Annotated in this window: 14 protein-coding genes; 12 read left to right on the forward strand and 2 right to left on the reverse strand. The window is 58.4% G+C overall.

Annotated features, from left to right (window positions below):
• Nucleotides 1-24: 24 nt before the first annotated feature.
• Entirely contained in the window at nucleotides 25-966 is a 942-nt protein-coding gene (locus G505_RS0112545; protein WP_028109871.1) for an FAD-binding protein, read from the reverse strand.
• Nucleotides 967-983: 17 nt separating this feature from the next.
• Complete coding sequence (gene fixA / locus G505_RS0112550; RefSeq protein WP_028109872.1) at nucleotides 984-1,757, reverse strand: putative electron transfer flavoprotein FixA; 774 nt, start codon at nucleotides 1,755-1,757, stop codon at nucleotides 984-986.
• A 580-nt stretch (nucleotides 1,758-2,337) separates the two neighbouring features.
• Between fixA and G505_RS0112555 the strand changes: the two genes are divergently transcribed.
• The 12 genes from G505_RS0112555 to glyA all read left to right on the forward strand — a co-directional run bounded on the left by G505_RS0112555 (nucleotide 2,338) and on the right by glyA (nucleotide 15,930).
• The gene (locus G505_RS0112555) at nucleotides 2,338-3,390 is read left to right on the forward strand and encodes a hypothetical protein (RefSeq protein WP_035385374.1); all 1,053 of its coding nucleotides are present in this window, start codon (nucleotides 2,338-2,340) and stop codon (nucleotides 3,388-3,390) included.
• 194 nt (nucleotides 3,391-3,584) lie between these two features.
• Nucleotides 3,585-5,120, forward strand: a complete 1,536-nt coding sequence (gene caiT / locus G505_RS0112560) for an L-carnitine/gamma-butyrobetaine antiporter (protein ID WP_051216168.1) — start codon at nucleotides 3,585-3,587, stop codon at nucleotides 5,118-5,120.
• A gap of 58 nt (nucleotides 5,121-5,178) precedes the next feature.
• The gene (caiA, locus tag G505_RS0112565; protein ID WP_028109875.1) at nucleotides 5,179-6,315 is read left to right on the forward strand and encodes a crotonobetainyl-CoA dehydrogenase; all 1,137 of its coding nucleotides are present in this window, start codon (nucleotides 5,179-5,181) and stop codon (nucleotides 6,313-6,315) included.
• Between the two features lie 85 nt (nucleotides 6,316-6,400).
• A complete protein-coding gene (gene caiB / locus G505_RS0112570; protein ID WP_028109876.1) occupies nucleotides 6,401-7,624 on the forward strand; it encodes an L-carnitine CoA-transferase in 1,224 nt (407 codons plus the stop codon).
• Nucleotides 7,625-7,723: 99 nt separating this feature from the next.
• Complete coding sequence (gene caiC, locus G505_RS0112575) at nucleotides 7,724-9,280, forward strand: crotonobetaine/carnitine-CoA ligase (RefSeq protein WP_028109877.1); 1,557 nt, start codon at nucleotides 7,724-7,726, stop codon at nucleotides 9,278-9,280.
• Nucleotides 9,281-9,332: 52 nt separating this feature from the next.
• A complete protein-coding gene (gene caiD / locus G505_RS0112580) occupies nucleotides 9,333-10,118 on the forward strand; it encodes a crotonobetainyl-CoA hydratase (RefSeq protein ID WP_028109878.1) in 786 nt (261 codons plus the stop codon).
• Between the two features lie 288 nt (nucleotides 10,119-10,406).
• Nucleotides 10,407-10,997: a carnitine operon protein CaiE gene (gene caiE, locus G505_RS0112585; protein WP_028109879.1), complete on the forward strand. Its 591-nt coding sequence runs from the start codon at nucleotides 10,407-10,409 to the stop codon at nucleotides 10,995-10,997.
• A 153-nt stretch (nucleotides 10,998-11,150) separates the two neighbouring features.
• Nucleotides 11,151-12,092, forward strand: coding sequence for an alpha/beta hydrolase (locus G505_RS0112590; RefSeq protein ID WP_028109880.1), 942 nt, complete (start codon nucleotides 11,151-11,153; stop codon nucleotides 12,090-12,092).
• 11 nt (nucleotides 12,093-12,103) lie between these two features.
• Nucleotides 12,104-12,433, forward strand: coding sequence for an SMR family transporter (locus G505_RS0112595; protein WP_028109881.1), 330 nt, complete (start codon nucleotides 12,104-12,106; stop codon nucleotides 12,431-12,433).
• A 33-nt stretch (nucleotides 12,434-12,466) separates the two neighbouring features.
• A complete protein-coding gene (locus tag G505_RS0112600; protein ID WP_028109882.1) occupies nucleotides 12,467-14,098 on the forward strand; it encodes a methyl-accepting chemotaxis protein in 1,632 nt (543 codons plus the stop codon).
• Nucleotides 14,099-14,110: 12 nt separating this feature from the next.
• Nucleotides 14,111-14,494 carry an aspartate 1-decarboxylase gene (gene panD, locus G505_RS0112605; protein ID WP_028109883.1) on the forward strand — a complete coding sequence of 128 codons (384 nt, stop codon included), beginning with the start codon at nucleotides 14,111-14,113 and terminating at the stop codon, nucleotides 14,492-14,494.
• 179 nt (nucleotides 14,495-14,673) lie between these two features.
• A complete protein-coding gene (gene glyA, locus G505_RS0112615) occupies nucleotides 14,674-15,930 on the forward strand; it encodes a serine hydroxymethyltransferase (protein ID WP_028109884.1) in 1,257 nt (418 codons plus the stop codon).
• The last annotated feature ends 158 nt before the right edge of the window (nucleotides 15,931-16,088 follow it).

Below are 16,088 nucleotides of genomic sequence, written 5' to 3' on the forward strand. Positions count from 1 at the left end.
AGCGGGACCGCTGGCGGAGAGCTATCAGCCCTTGAGAGCCTCTACCAGTGCGGGGATCACCTTGGTGGTGTCACCCACCAGGCCGTAATCGGCGTACTGGAAGATGGGGGCGTTCTTATCCTTGTTGATGGCGATGATGGTCTGGGCACCATTGACGCCTACCATGTGCTGGATCTGACCGGAGATCCCCACGGCCAGGTAGAGTTCCGGCTTGAGCATCACTCCGGACACGCCGATGTAGCGCTCACGCTCCATCCACTTCTCGGTTTCCGCGATGGGGCGGCTGCAACCCATCTCGGCGCCCAGCAGGCTTGCCAGGGCCTCGGCCTGCTTGAGGTTGTCCAGAGAAACAATGCCGCTGCCGACACCGATAACGCGCTTGGCTCGGGACAGGTCCACACCTTCGCCCTCTTTAGCACGACGCTCGACGCACTTGATGGCAGTCTTGGGCTCCACGAAGGGCAGGGTCAGCACCTCACCCTGAGCAGCGCCTTCGGTTGCGGGCTCAAAGGTACCGGATGCCAGGGTCACCACGGCGATCTTGGAGGTGAGCTTTTCCTCTCCCAGGGCCAGGCCACCGTAGACCATGTGCTTGGCAATAATGGCATCGGCTTCGCAACGGATCTCACTGGCGTCGTTGAATACGGCGCCGCCGAGGCGGTTACCCAGTTTGGCGGCCAGCGCCTTGCAGCGACGAGTCGCGGCCAGCAGAACCAGGCTGTGTTCGCTGGTTTCGTTTAGGATTCCCACCAGGGTATCGGCGTAGTCTTCGACGATACGCTCGGCCGGCTTCTCGCCCAGGTGATAGACCTTGTGGGCACCGAGAGCCAGAGCCTGGTCAAGGTGCTGTTGGGTACCCAGCACCAGGGCGCTGACCTGTTCACCCAGTTGGGCGGCACCGGCAATCAGCTCAGGCAGACGGGCAGGGCTATCGCTGAAAACCCATACATTTTGCAGTTTGCTCATTCTTCTATTCTCCGAAATCAGTTAGCGGCTTTACGCAGGTGGTCAGCGAATTCGGCGATCTGGTCATCACCATCACCCTCTATCAGGATGCGTTTGCGCTCCTGCTGTTCCGGGGCTTTCACCGTCAGCAGTTCAGCCAGGGCCGGTACTTCGATGGGACCGAGATCCGCCTGACGGAGAATGGTGCTGGGCTTCTTCGCCGCGCCCAGGATCGCCTTCATGGAGGGGATCTGAGGCTCGTTGATGTCGGCGGATACGGAGATCACCGCAGGCAGGGGAATGGCCAGAACTTCGACTTCATCATCCAGCTCGCGCTCAACGGTCAGTACGCCGGCTTCGGCGCCGATGATCTTGCTGACGCCGTTGATGTTGGGCAGTTGCAGCTGCTCGCCCAGCAACAGACCAACCTGTTGGGCATAGAGGTCGCCGGAACCGTCACCGCAGATGATGAGGTCAAACTCGCTCTTCTGAGCGGCGGTGGCCAGCACCCGGGCGGTCTGGTGGGGCAGAGCTTGTTCGAAGCTGTCGTCTACGGCCAGTGTCAGCGCATCCGGGCCGCGAGACAGGATGTCTTTCTTGGCCTTGGGCGCTTCCAGCGCCTTGCCGCCCATGCTCAGTGCGGTGATGTGGCCTTCGCCCAGTTGAGCCTTGAGCTGGACAGCTGCCTCGACGGCACTAAGATCAAATTGGCTGATCTTCATCGCGGCTTTGGCGGTGTCTATGGCACCGTCCGCCTGCACATTGATGTCCTGTTCCTCGGGAACCAGTTTGTAACACGCAAGAATTTTCATCGTCTCTCCAGTGTTGCTGTTGCGTTGCCGGAGTAAGTGAGCCAGGAAGGGGAACACTTTTTCACTTACTGCCGTGCAAACTGTGGGGTTGATAACATACAAACCAATTTTATTGCTCAGCTTCAACTGGATAACAAATATTGTTCACACCCTTTTTAAATCCAGGGGTATGTCAATTGTTATTGTTGCTTATCTTCAAGAAAGGAATCATTTTTCAGTAAAAAGATTCGCGCCGGGCAATTTCATTTCCTTGGTTTGTTTTCTGGCTTTTATTAATACAACTCGAAATATTCTCAGGGCAATTGAAACCGCTCTTGTGGCGACCTAAATGTTACCTTTGTCACAAAAAAATGCGATTCGCACTTTTTGTGGTGGCCAAAAAAAGCGCAAAACAAAGTTTCGCCCGAGAAAAGTGTGATCACTCTCAAATAAACGCCCGTTTGCTCCTGATCTTGGAGGGGGAATTGTGACGAGGGGCAGTTTTTTCCCGGAATTCAATATGCATAATGCGAACAACCTAAAATGGAGGTCGATGTAAATGAATAAAAAAATATTAGCTTTACCACTGGCTCTTTTTCTTGTGAGCAATACTGCAAGTGCCGTTGAAGTGGGTGGAAATGTCCGTATCAACTACGCCTGGAAGGATTTCAGTGATTCCTCTAAGGCCACTTCGGGCGATCTTGATTTCAATATGTTTGCCATCAAGCTGTCTGAGGACTGGGAAGACTATGGTGTGGCAGCGGAGTACCGCTTCACCGATTCCTATGACTACCTCAAGTATGCCTACGCGTACTGGAATGCCAGCGACGATCTGACCTTTAAACTGGGCGTGGTCGAGAAGGCATTCGGCAACAAGAACTTTGCGTCTCACAACTGGTGGTACAGCCTGAACTACTACCTGGGTTTCGAGGATGACTGGGGCGTGGGTGCCAACCTGGCCTATAAAAAAGGTCCTTGGGAAACAGAGTTTTCTTTCCATCAAGGGGCCACCTATGGCGCCAGCGATTACCGTCACTATGCCGGTACCGTAAGCTCCGGAACCATTGGTGATAACACCTACAACAACGAAGAGCGCAACACCTTCGACCTGCGCCAGTCCTACCGTCTGGAAGGTGAAAACTACCAGCTGCTGCTGGGGGCCTCTCTGGAGTATGGTCAGCTGTACAATGGCGTTGAAAACGAGTCCGGTGATACCTTCACCTGGGCCGCTCACGGTGATCTGTCCATGGGTGAGTGGGGTCTGCAGCTGCAATATCTGGATTACAGCTTCGACCAATATGATGATGGCGAAGTGGACACCAATAAGATTGGTATTGGTGCGGTAACCGGTTTCTATGAAGTGGCCAGTGAAGGTAAGATTCTTACCGCCAACCTCTCCAAGAAATTCCCAATGAGCTGGGGAACCATCACCCTGTATAACGACTACAGTGTACTTCAGCCCGATGAGGCCGGTTTCGATGATTCTATTCTGAACTCCACGGGTTTCTCTGTTTCCTATAAGCAGTTCTTTGTTTATGTCGATTACTACAACGCCAAGAATGTTCTGTGGCTGGGCGGAAACAGCCTGGGTCTGGAACAGGCTTCAGGTGACTGGAATGGTCGATTCAACATTAATATGCAGTACTATTTCTGATAAGCGTTTTGCTAAATTAGAAACAGCTTAATATTGCCTCGTTAGGGGCTAGCAAAAATCAAACTACTCTTTAAGGCGATATGTGCAAATATCAGCCCGGGCATGGCTTTGCCTGAATTTAGAGTGGGAATAAATACAAATCACAACTTGCCGGTTATTTATTATATCTAATCGGCAGATATGGAGATTTTAGGATGAACGGTGTACAAGCGTTAAAAGGCGCACTCCCGAAAAAAGTGGGGATCGAGAAAACCGTATTCTTTCCCTCACTGCTGGTGGTGATCCTGCTGTCCTACCTGACCGTTAGGGATCTGGACGCGGCCAACCAGGCGATCAGCGCAGTATTTTCTTACCTGACTCACAGCTGGGGTTGGGCCTTCGAGTGGTACATGATCGCTCTGGCCGTCGGCTGGGCCTGGCTGGTGTGGGGACCCTACGCCAACAATCGCCTGGGCCAGGAGGAGCCTGAGTTCAGTACCGGAAGCTGGATCTTCCTGATGTTCGCCTCCTGTACGTCGGCGGCGGTACTTTACTGGGGCTCCCTGGAGGCCTATTACTACCTGACCTACCCACCTTTTGAGCTGGAATCCATGTCGGTTCAGGCGAAAGAGCTGGGCGTGGCTTACAGCCTGTTCCACTGGGGCCCACTGCCCTGGATGGGTTATGGCTTCTTTACTGTGGCCCTGGGTTACTTCCTGTTTGTGAAGAAGATGGACGTGGTTCGCCCCAGTGGCACCCTGGAGCCTGTACTGGGTAAGCACCATAAGGGCATCGCCGGTTCCATCATCGACAACATCTACGTGGTTGCGCTGATTCTGGCCATGGGCACCAGCCTGGGCCTGGCCACGCCTCTGGTGACTGAGTGCATCCAGTGGCTGTTTGGCATTCCACGCACCATCGAAGTGGATACTTTCGTTATCTCCGTGTGGATCATCTTCAACGCCGTGTGTGTGGCTTTCGGCCTGACCAAAGGCATCAAGATCGCCAGTGACCTGCGCAGCTACCTGAGCATCATCATGCTGGTTTGGGTATTCCTCATCGGCGCCACCAGCTTCACCGTGAACTACTTCACCGAGTCTGTGGGCGTGATGATCGACTACCTGCCTCGCATGCTGTTCTACACCAGCTCCATCAGTGAAGGCAGCTGGCCCCAGGACTGGACCGTGTTCTACTGGGCATGGTGGGTGGTTTACGGCATCCAGATGTGCATCTTCCTGGCGAAGATCTCCCGTGGCCGCACCGTACGTCAGCTGTGTCTGACCATGGTGGGTGGCCTGACCGCTTCCACCTGGTTCCTGTGGACCATCCTGGGTTCCAACACCGTGAACCTGATGCACGAGGGGATCATCAACATGGGTGCGCTGATCCAGGAGCATGGTGCGCCAAGAGCCATCATCGAGACCTGGGCGGCCCTGCCCATGAGCACCATCACCATGTGGGGCTTCTTCATCCTCTGCTTCCTGGCCACAGTGACCCTGATCAACGCCTGTTCCTACACCCTGGCCATGTCCACCTGTAAGGGTGTGGACGCCGACAACGAGCCACCAGTGTGGATTCGCGTGGGCTGGTCCGTGCTGGTGGGAATCATCGGCATCGTGCTGCTCTCCCTGGGTGGCCTTAAGCCTCTGCAGACCGCCATCATTGCCGGCGGCGCGCCCCTGGTGATCGTCAACATCCTGGTGATCATGTCCTTCCTCAAGGACGCCAAGCGCAACAAGTGGGCAGATTAGATTCCATTTGGTGACGAGCTACGTCCCCTGAAAGCAAGTAAATAGAAGGTATTGAAATATGGACTACAGATTGACCGACGAGCAGGAACTGTTTGTCAAAGGCGTACGTGACCTGATGGAGCGCGAGAACTGGGAGGCCTACTTCGCCGAGTGCGACGAGACCAGCACCTACCCCGAGCGTTTCGTGAAGGAGCTGGCGGAGATGGGCATCGACAGCCTGCTGCTGCCGGAAGAGCACGATGGCTTTGACGCCGGCCTGACCACCCTGGCGGTGATCTGGGAAGAGCTGGGCCGCCTGGGTGCGCCCACCTACGTGCTGTACCAGCTGGCTGGCTTCACCACAGTGCTGCGTGAAGGCACCGATGAGCAGATCGACAAGATCATGGCTCTGCGCGGCACCGGTAAGCAGATGTGGAACTCCGCCATCACCGAGCCTGGCGCCGGCTCCGATGTGGGCAGCCTGACCACCAACTACCTGCGTAAAGATGGCAAGATCTACCTCAACGGCAGCAAGTGCTTCATCACCTCCGCCGCGGGTACTCCTTACCTGGTGGTGATGGCTCGCGATGCCTCCTCCGACACTCCGGTGTTCTCCGAGTTCTTCGTGGACATGACCAAAGCCGGCATCAAGCTGAGCAAACTGCCCAAGCTGGGCCTGAAGATGGACAGCTGCTGCGAGGTGACCTTCACCGACGTGGAGCTGGAGGAGAAGGACTTCTTCGGCACCGAAGGCAATGGCTTTAACCGGGTGAAGGAGGAGTTCGACATGGAGCGCTTCCTGGTGGCCTGCACCAACTACGGTACCGCTTACTGCGCCTTCGAAGACGCAGCCAAGTACGCCAACCAGCGGGTTCAGTTTGGCCAGGCCATCGGCCGTACCCAGCTGATCCAGGAGAAGTTTGCTCACATGGCCATCCGCCTGAGCAACATGAAGAACATGATCTACCACGTGGCCTGGAAGGCGGACAACGGCATGATGACCTCCGGTGATGCCGCCATGTGTAAGTTCTACTGCGCCAACGCGGCCTTCGAGGTGGTGGACTCCGCCATGCAGGTTCTGGGTGGTTACGCCATCGCCGGCGAGCACCGCATCAGCCGCTTCTGGCGTGATCTGCGGGTTGACCGTGTCTCCGGTGGCTCCGATGAGATGCAGATCCTGACCCTGGGTCGTGCAGTACTGAAAGAGTACCGCTAAGCAAGGAGCCCGGGGGAGGACCTCCCCCGGGCAGCCGCCACCGGCGGCGCTCCAACACAGACTGATTTTGAAAAGGACGACCATCATGTCCCAAAAGCTTTTCACTCCCGAGTTTGGTCCCCTGGCCGGCGTTCGGGTTGTATTCTCCGGCATCGAAATTGCTGGTCCCTTCTCTGCCCAGATGATGGCCGAGTGGGGCGCCGAGGTGATCTGGATTGAGAACGTGGCTTACACCGACACCATCCGGGTGCAGCCCAACTACCCAGAGCTGTCTCGCCGCAACCTGCACGCGCTCTCCCTGAACATCTTCAAGGATGAGGGGCGCGAGGCTTTCCTCAAGCTGATGGAGACCACCGACATCTTCATCGAGGCCAGCAAAGGGCCTGCCTTTGCCCGTCGTGGCATCACCGATGAGCTGCTGTGGGAGCGCAACCCCAAGCTGGTGATCGGTCACCTGTCCGGTTTCGGCCAGTATGGCACCGACGAGTACACCAACCTGGCGGCCTACAACACCATCGCCCAGGGCTTCAGCGGCTACCTGATGCAGAACGGTGACATCGACCAGCCTGCTTCCGCCTTCCCCTATGCCGCCGACTATTTCTCCGGCCTGACCGTGACCAGTGCCGCCCTGGCGGCTTTCCACAAGGCCAAGGAGACCGGCAAGGGTGAGAGCATCGACGTCGCCATGTATGAGGTGATGCTGCGCATGGGCCAGTACTTCATGATGGACTATTTCAACGGCGGCAAGATGGCACCCCGACAGTACAAGGGACGGGATCCCTACTACGCCGGTTGTGGCCTGTATAAGTGCGAAGATGGCTACATCGTGATGGAGATGGTGGGCGTTAACCAGATTGAGGAGCTGTTCAAGGACATCGGCCTGGCCCACCTGCTCGGCACCGAAGCGGTTCCGGAAGGCACCCAACTGATTCACCGCATCGAATGCCCTCACGGGCAGGAGATTGAGGATGCCCTGGACCGCTACATCAATACCCGCTCCGTGGATGAGGTACGTGCGCGGTTTGCCGAACTGAAGATCGCCTGTGCCAAGGTGCTCAGCGCCGAAGATCTGGAGGATAACCCCCAGTACGTGGCTCGGGAGTCGATTACCGAGTGGCAGACCATGAAGGGTGACACTTGCAAGGGCCCCAACGTGATGCCCAAGTTCAAGAACAACCCCTGCCAGATCTGGCGCGGCATGCCGGGTCACGGCATGGATACCGCCGCCATTTTGAGCGAAATCGGCTACAGCGATGAGGCGATTGAGCAGCTGGCGGAGAAGGGACTGGCCAAGGTCTCCGACAAATAGTCTTGGAGATCACGAGTCCGGAGTGACGGGCGTGACAACCTCCACTCCGGAAATTAGGGTTTTCCCATCCTGAACTTGGTTTGATGTGTAAGGTAGCAGATGGACATTATTAACGGACAGAGTTTGCGAGAAGCCTGGGATGACCTGGCGCAACTCCATGGCGACAAAACGGCGCTGATCTTTGAGGATGTGGCGGGCCATACCAGGCAGTACAGCTACGCCCAGCTCAACGATGAGATCAACCGCACCGCCAATCTGTTCACCGCCCGTGGCATCAAAAAAGGCGACCGGGTGGCGCTGCACCTGAACAACAGCATCGAGTTTATCCAGTGCTGGTTTGGTCTGGCCAAGATCGGTGCGGTGATGGTGCCCATCAACACCCACCTGCTTCAGGAGGAGTGCGCCTACATCGTCAGCCAGTGCCAGGTCAAGGCGGTGGTGACCCGCCCTGAATTTCTGCCCATCTATCTGGAGATACAGCAGGGTCAGCCCACGTTGACCGAGCTGCTGATCACTGGCGGCAGCGGTGCCCTCAAGGGGACCGCCAACTTTGACCGCCTGCTGGCCCAGCAGTGTACCGAGTTGAAGAGCCAGGAGAGCGTCACTGCCGACGATGTGGCGGAGATCATGTTTACCTCCGGGACCACCTCCAGACCCAAGGGGGTGGTGATCACCCACTACAACCTGAGGTTTGCCGGTTACTACACCGCCTGGCAGATCGCCCTGCGTAGTGACGATGTCTACCTGACGGCGACGCCGGCTTATCACATTGACTGTCAGTGTACTGCGGCCATGGCCGCCTTCTCCTCCGGTGCCACCTTTGTGTTGCTGGAGAAGTTCAGTGCCCGGGCATTCTGGGGCCAGGTGGTGAAATACCAGGCCACGGTGACCGAATGCATCCCGCTGATGATGCGCACCATGATGATGCAGCCCCGTCAGCCTTGGGAGCGCAATCACCGTCTGCGAGAGGTGCTGTTCTACCTGAGTATGTCAGACCAGGAGAAGGACGCCTTTATCGACCGCTTTGGGGTGCGCATCTTCACCTCCTGGGGGATGACCGAGACCATCGTCGGCATCATCGGCGATCGTCCCGGAGATAAACGTCGCTGGCCCTCCATCGGTCGCACCGGCCTTTGCTATGAGGCCAGGATCGCCGATGCCGACGGGGAAACCTTGGCCCCGGGTGAGATTGGCGAGATCCAGGTGCGGGGTGAACGGGGTAAGACCCTGTTCAAGGAGTATTACCAGGCGCCTGAGATCACCGCCCGGGCGTTCACCGACGACGGTTGGTTGAAAACCGGCGATTCGGCCTACCAGGATGAGGAGGGGTTCTTCTTCTTTGTCGACCGGGCCAGCAACATGATCAAGCGCTGTGGTGAGAACGTCTCCTGCCTGGAGATTGAAAACATCATCTCCGAGATTCCCGAGGTGGTGGAGGCGGCGGTCATTGGCGTGAAAGACTCTATTCGTGATGAAGCCATTAAGGCCTTTGTCGTTATTAATGACGATGCCGAGATTGGCGAAGAAGAGATTTTGGAATACTGCGTTAAAAACATGGCGAAATTCAAAGTCCCCTCCTTTATCGAGCTTAGGGGAGCCCTGCCCAAAACTTGCACGGGTAAGGTTCAAAAACATTTGCTGTGTGATGTTAATTAAGACAATTTTTTAATGGATGGAGTCATTAATTGGCTCTTATTGGAGAAAAAGTATGAGCGAATCATTGCACGTTACCCGAAATGGCCACGTTCTGGAGATTGTTCTGGATCGTCCCAAGGCCAATGCCATTGACGCCAAGACCAGCTACGCCATGGGCGAAGTTTTCATGATGTTCCGCGATGATCCGGAACTGAGGGTGGCCATCATCACGGGTGCTGGCGAGCGCTTCTTCTCTGCCGGCTGGGATCTCAAGGCGGCCGCCGAGGGTGAAGCCCCCGATGCCGATTTCGGTCCTGGCGGCTTTGCCGGTCTGACCGAGCTGTTTGACCTGGATAAGCCGGTGATTGCGGCGGTGAACGGCTACGCCTTCGGTGGTGGTTTCGAACTGGCCCTGGCGGCGGATATGATTGTCTGTGCTGAGAATGCCAGCTTTGCCCTGCCCGAAGCTAAGCTGGGCATCGTACCAGACAGTGGCGGCATGCTGCGCCTGCCCAAAGTGATGCCTCAGGCCATCGTCACCGAGATGATGATGACCGGTCGTCGCATGGACGCCGAAGAGGCTCTGCGTTGGGGTGTGGTCAATCGTGTGGTGCCCGTGGACCAACTGATGGACAGCGCCCGCGAACTGGCGGCCCAGATTGCACAGAGTGCCCCTCTGGCCGTGGCAGCACTGAAAGAGGTGTGCCGCACTACTGCCGAGATGACCGTGGAAGAGGGTTACCGTTTTACCCGCAGCGGCGCACTGAAACACTACCCTGCAGTGCTGCACTCAGAGGATGCTCTGGAGGGCCCGGCGGCGTTCGCTGAAAAACGCGATCCAGTCTGGAAAGGCAAGTAATCATTATCGTCCGACGGTTTATTTTGCCTTTTGAATGAGAAGGCTAAAATAAACGTCATATTCACTTAACCCCTGGGTTAATAGAATTCAAATGTATTTATCTGGTTTGTTTCTGACAATCCGGAGGGATAAGTGTTTTTTCAACCTGTACCTATCGAGCGTTAGCGTTATCGCTTGGCGAGCTCTACACGAGGAATTCTGGCGGGTGTGCCGTTAGTAGAGTCTCGCCCTTTTTTTACTTTTATCTCGTGTTTTTTATATCACGCTGTTTTTTTATTTGGAGTGGTGATGCCCTGTTACCAGTTTGAAGGCCTGACTCCCGTGGTGGACTCCAGTGCTTATGTGCACCCGACGGCGGTGCTGATCGGCGATGTGATCATTGGGCCCGGAGTCTATGTGGGGCCCAATGCGGTGCTGCGCGGGGATTTCGGTCGGCTGATCCTGGAATCCGGCGCCAATCTTCAGGATGGCTGCATCATGCACGGCTATTGCGATCAGGATACGCGGGTGGAAGCCAACGGCCACATAGGTCATGGCGCGGTACTGCACGGCTGCATCATCGGTCGGGACTCTCTGGTGGGGATGAACTCGGTGGTGATGGATGGGGCGGTGATCGGCCCCGAAAGCCTGGTGGCGGCCATGAGTTTCGTCAAAGTGGGCTTTCAGGGAGAACCCAGACAGCTGCTGGCGGGCACTCCTGCTCAGGTGAAGCGCAGCCTCAGTGAGCAGGATCTGGAGTGGAAGCGCCTCAACACTCTGGAGTATCAGGCCCTGGTCCGGCGCAGTGCTGCCTCCATGGAGCCGGTTGAGCCCCTGACCCGAGCTGAGGCGAACCGCCCCCGACTCAAAGGGGTCACCGACGTGAAGGCCTCAGCCTGACACAGACTTTGTCGCCTGCCCGGAGGAGCACACGCTGCCATCTGCCGGAGTAATCCACCTCTCTCATCCTTGGATCCCCTGCGGGCAATCCTGGTGGGCGACACCCTAACCCCGGGGCGGCATGCCGCCTCACTGATAATCAAGGAGACGTTGATGTCACTGGATCCTCAAGTGGCGGCTTACCTGGAAGAGGTTCGCCAATCCGGAGCCAAGCCCTACGAAGCGATGACCCCTCAGGAGGCCAGAGCCCTGGAGCTCTCTGGCGGCGAGCCTGCCCGGGCCCCGGAGCCCGTGGCCGCGGTGGAGCACCTGTTCATCCCCGGCCCCACGGCGGATCTGCCGGTGCGCCTCTATCGCCCCGCCGGCGTCACTTCCCCTGATCTGGGGATGCCGGCGCTGATCTTCTTCCACGGCAGTGGCTGGATGGTCTCCAACGTCGGTACCAATGACCCCTTCGCCCGGGCGCTGGCCAATCGCACCGGTGCCGTGGTGGTGGCGGTCAATTATCAGAAGGCCCCAGAGCACAAATTCCCCATCCCCATGGAGGACTGCTTCGCCGCCACCCGCTGGGTGTTTGAGCATGCGGTCAAGCTGGGGCTGGATCCCCGGCGAATCGGTCTGTTTGGCGACAGTGCCGGCGGCAACCTGGCAGCCGCGGTGGCGCTGCGCTGCCGGGATGAACAGGGGCCCAGTCTGGCGTGTCAGGTGCTGGTGTATCCCGCCGTCCAGTACGGTCTGGAAACCCGCTCCATGGTTGACCACGGCGCAGGCTACCTGCTCGAGCGGGCCAGCATGGAGTATTACTGGGGGCATTACATGCGCTCCCCCACAGATGCCCTGCACCCCTATTGTGCGCCGCTTGGGGCCAGTGACCACAGTCAACTGCCTCCGACCCTGATCTACTGTGCCCAGTACGACCCCCTGTGTGATGACGGCGCCCTCTACTCAGACAAGCTGGCTCGCGCAGGCGTCCCGGTGCAGTACCGGGTGTTTGACGGTGTCATTCACGGTTTTATCAAGATGTTGGGCAGCTGCGATCAGGCGGATCACTTCCTCGAGACGGTCGCCCGGGACGTTCGCCCTCTGCTGGGCTAGAGCGGCAACCGATGACCTATCTGTGGCTGCTGCTGGCCATAGTGGCGGAGGTGGCGGCCACCAGTTTGTTGGCTCAGACCCGGGGGTTTACCCGGGTGCTGCCGACCCTGCTGTGTCTGGGGGGGTATCTGCTGGCCTTCGCCCTGCTGGCCCGGGTGGTAACCCAGATGCCCGTCGGCATCGCCTACGCCCTGTGGTGTGGCATCGGCATGGTGCTGGTTGCCGTCATCGCCTGGCTTATTCAGGGGCAGAAGCTGGATGGGCCAGCGCTGCTGGGATGTGGCCTGATCCTGGCCGGAACCCTGGTTATCTATCTGTTCTCAGCGGTATCGGTTCGCTAGGGCCAGCATCAATCATGAAGTAAGGAGTATCAGGTGGTACTGAACAACCTGAGTGTGAGAAACAAGATCGCCCTGGGGTATCTGGGCATTGCCCTGGCGTTTTCCCTGTTGATTGGCTTGGTGACCCGTCAGACCATGGAGATGGACAGGACCATGGCTGAGTTCAGCCAGCAGACCCTGCCCAGGCTGATGCTGGTGGAGGACATGCGCGCCTTCATCATCGACTATCGAAAATACGACTTCTCCCTGGTGTCCAATGCCGGGGATCCGGACATGGGCCTGTGGGTCGCCGACGGCCGCAAGATGCCCCTGACCATGGAGGGCCACCTGCAGGCGTATGAGGCCGGCGTGGACTCCGAGCAGGAGCGGCAGACTCTGGCGCATCTGCAGCAAGCCTGGAGCTCCTACCTGAGCGCCAATGCGCCGTTTCTGGACCTGGTCAGCGAAGACCGATACCAGGACGCCAACGGCGCCATCATGGCCAGTTATCCCGCCTATTTGAAACTGATGGAGGCGACCGAGGCGTTGGTGGCCTTCAATCAGCAGGTGGTGGAAGCGGACACCGTCGCCAGCCAGCAGGCTTCGCTGCGCAGCTACTGGGTGCTGGGCATCGGTGCTCTGCTGCTGTTCGCCTTTATGCTGGTTACCGCCCTGGTTTTGGTGCGCCAGATCTGCCGCCCCCTCGCCAGCATCCGCGCTTTCATTGCCTCTGTCGCTCAAGGGGATCTTACCTGCCAGCTGGATGAGGCCCGTTTCTCCCAGGATGAGTTGGGGCACCTCGCTGCCGACAGCAAGCGGATGGGAGAGCGGCTGGCGTCTCTGGTGACAGAGATCGCCGGGGCCGCTCAGCAGCTTGGAGGCGCCATCGATGAGGTCGGGTCCGTATCGGAACAGGTGTCTCAGGGGATGGTGCAGCAGCAGGCCCGCATCGGTTCCATCGCCGCCGCCATGACCCAGATGCAGACCACGGTGGATGAGGTGGCCCGCAATACCCAGTCCGCATCGGGCTCGGCGGATCAGGCCAATGACGACGCGGGATCAGGCATGAGAGAGGTGCAGAACAGCATCCGCGGCATCGGTGAGGCCGAGAGCGTCATACAGCAGGCGGGGGAGCTGGCGGCAGAGTTGGAGCGGGAGACCAACAACATCACCGTGGTGGTGGATGTGATCCGTGAGATTGCCGATCAGACCAACCTGCTTGCCCTCAACGCCGCCATCGAAGCCGCCCGGGCGGGGGAGCAGGGCAGGGGGTTTGCCGTTGTGGCCGACGAGGTGCGTACCCTGGCCGGTCGTACCCAGGAGTCCACCAGCCGCATCAACGCCATCATCGAACAGCTCCAGGCCAGCTCCCGGCAGGCGGGTGAGGCGACTCAGGCCAGTTGTGAGCTGATCAAGGGGTGCGTCGTTCAGGCCGACAAGGCCAGTCATTCCATGAGTCAGGTGGTGGCCAGCATCGATGCCATCGCCTCCATGAACACCCAGATTGCCGGAGCCTGTTCGCAGCAGCAGTCTGTGGCCACCGAGCTGGGCCAGAATCTGGAGGGGGTCAGTCAGGCCTCCCGGGAAGTGGCCGCCGGCTCAGCCCAGACCGCCAGAGCCAGTGTTGAGCTGGGGCAACTGGCCTCCCAGTTGCACGGCGCCGTCAGTCAATTTCGCATTCAATAGAAGAGACCACTTATGATCACAACCATGCTGAAGGGCAAACTGCACCAGGCCCGAGTGACCCACGCCGAGCTGGAATACGAAGGTTCCTGCGCCATCGACAGCGAGTTTCTGGCCCTGGCCGGCATTCTGGAGTACGAGAAGATTGAGCTCTACAACGTCGACAATGGCGAGCGCTTTGCCACCTATGCCATCGCCGCCGAGGCGGGCAGTCGGGTGATCTCCGTCAATGGGGCTGCGGCTCATAAGGCTTCCCCCGGTGATCGGCTGATCATCTGCGCCTATGTGCAGATGGCTCAGCATCAGGCGCAGGGACACAAGCCCAGCCTGGTCTACTTGGCCGAGGGCAATCGAGTGAAGGGCGTCGGACAGGGCGTGCCGGTGCAGGCGGCCGGTTAACGGGGTGCCTCGCCGATCTCCCGGGGATTGGCAAGGAGGATTTTGATGCGCAGGGATGCGCCAACTATCGCGTTCATTTATGAGGAAACAGCATCCGGGTTCATGGGACTTGGGATCGGGGTCACACAGGAGTAAACTAGTGGCCGCCTAAAAAACAACCCCCTACGCAGGAGACATGGATGCTGGAAAAAACTATGAACATCGCCGATTTTGACCCCGAACTCTGGGAAGCGATGGAAGCGGAGCGTGTCCGTCAGGAAGAGCATATCGAACTGATCGCCTCCGAAAACTACACCAGCCCCCGAGTGCTGGAGGCCCAAGGTTCTCAGCTGACCAACAAGTACGCCGAGGGCTACCCCCATAAGCGCTACTACGGCGGTTGTGAGTACGTTGATAAGTCTGAAGAGCTGGCCATCAACCGAGCCAACGAACTGTTCGGTTCCGACTACGCCAACGTTCAGCCCCACTCCGGCTCCCAGGCCAATGCCGCGGTCTACATGGCCCTGTTGCAGCCCGGCGACACCGTGCTGGGCATGAGCCTGGCCCACGGTGGTCACCTGACCCACGGCGCCAGCGTCTCCTTCTCCGGCAAAATGTACAACGCCGTTCAGTACGGCATCTCCCCGGAAACCGGCGAGATCGATTACGACGAAGTGCTGGCCCTGGCCAAGGAGCACCAGCCCAAGATGATCATTGCCGGCTTCTCCGCCTACTCCGGCGTCATCGACTGGGCCAAGTTCCGCGAGATCGCCGACCAGGTGGGTGCCTACCTGTTTGTGGATATGGCCCACGTGGCGGGTCTGATCGCCGCCGGTGTCTACCCCAATCCTGTGCCGCACGCCCATGTGGTGACCACCACCACCCACAAGACCCTGGCCGGTCCCCGTGGCGGCCTGATTCTCTCCGCCTGTGGCGACGAGACCGTCTACAAGAAGCTCAACTCCGCGGTCTTCCCCGGTGGCCAGGGCGGCCCTCTGTGTCACGTGATCGCCGCCAAGGCGGTGGCCTTCAAGGAAGCGTTGCAGCCTGAGTTCAAAACCTATCAGCAGCAGGTGGTGACCAACGCCCAGGCGATGGCCGAAGTGTTCATGGCCCGCGGCTACAAGGTGGTCTCAGGTGGTACTCAGAACCACCTGTTCCTGTTGGACCTCATCGACAAGGACATTACCGGTAAGGATGCGGACGCCGCCCTGGGGCGCGCCAACATCACGGTCAACAAGAACTCTGTGCCCAACGATCCCCGCAGCCCCTTTGTGACCTCAGGTCTGCGTATCGGCACCCCCGCCCTGACCCGCCGTGGCATCGATGAGGCGGAATGCCGTGAGATGACCGGCTGGATCTGCGACATCCTCGACGACTTCGGCAACGAAGCCGTGGTGGAGCGGGTGAAGTCCCAGGTGAAGGAGCTGTGTGCCCGCCGTCCGGTTTACCGCTAATCTGAATTCAGTGCGGTGACCAACCCGTCTGTACAGGGCCCATCACTCGATGGGCCCTGTTGTTTTCCTGCCCACTATGACCCGGATTCTCTTTTTGAGACGCTCCTTTGTTAGCAAAGGGTTATGGAGTCACGTCCAGACGGAGAGCCAGATCAAAG

Origin of the sequence: Ferrimonas futtsuensis DSM 18154 (assembly GCF_000422645.1) — a bacterium.
Taxonomy (GTDB): Bacteria; Pseudomonadota; Gammaproteobacteria; order Enterobacterales; family Shewanellaceae; genus Ferrimonas; species Ferrimonas futtsuensis.

Coding starts and splice junctions, on each gene's coding strand:
- G505_RS0112545 (WP_028109871.1), bottom strand. CDS start 966: ATGAGCAAACTGCAAAATGTATGGGTTTTCAGCGATAGCCCTGCCCGT.
- fixA (WP_028109872.1), bottom strand. CDS start 1,757: ATGAAAATTCTTGCGTGTTACAAACTGGTTCCCGAGGAACAGGACATC.
- caiT (WP_051216168.1), top strand. CDS start 3,585: ATGAACGGTGTACAAGCGTTAAAAGGCGCACTCCCGAAAAAAGTGGGG.
- caiA (WP_028109875.1), top strand. CDS start 5,179: ATGGACTACAGATTGACCGACGAGCAGGAACTGTTTGTCAAAGGCGTA.
- caiB (WP_028109876.1), top strand. CDS start 6,401: ATGTCCCAAAAGCTTTTCACTCCCGAGTTTGGTCCCCTGGCCGGCGTT.
- caiC (WP_028109877.1), top strand. CDS start 7,724: ATGGACATTATTAACGGACAGAGTTTGCGAGAAGCCTGGGATGACCTG.
- caiD (WP_028109878.1), top strand. CDS start 9,333: ATGAGCGAATCATTGCACGTTACCCGAAATGGCCACGTTCTGGAGATT.
- caiE (WP_028109879.1), top strand. CDS start 10,407: ATGCCCTGTTACCAGTTTGAAGGCCTGACTCCCGTGGTGGACTCCAGT.
- G505_RS0112590 (WP_028109880.1), top strand. CDS start 11,151: ATGTCACTGGATCCTCAAGTGGCGGCTTACCTGGAAGAGGTTCGCCAA.
- G505_RS0112595 (WP_028109881.1), top strand. CDS start 12,104: ATGACCTATCTGTGGCTGCTGCTGGCCATAGTGGCGGAGGTGGCGGCC.
- panD (WP_028109883.1), top strand. CDS start 14,111: ATGATCACAACCATGCTGAAGGGCAAACTGCACCAGGCCCGAGTGACC.
- glyA (WP_028109884.1), top strand. CDS start 14,674: ATGCTGGAAAAAACTATGAACATCGCCGATTTTGACCCCGAACTCTGG.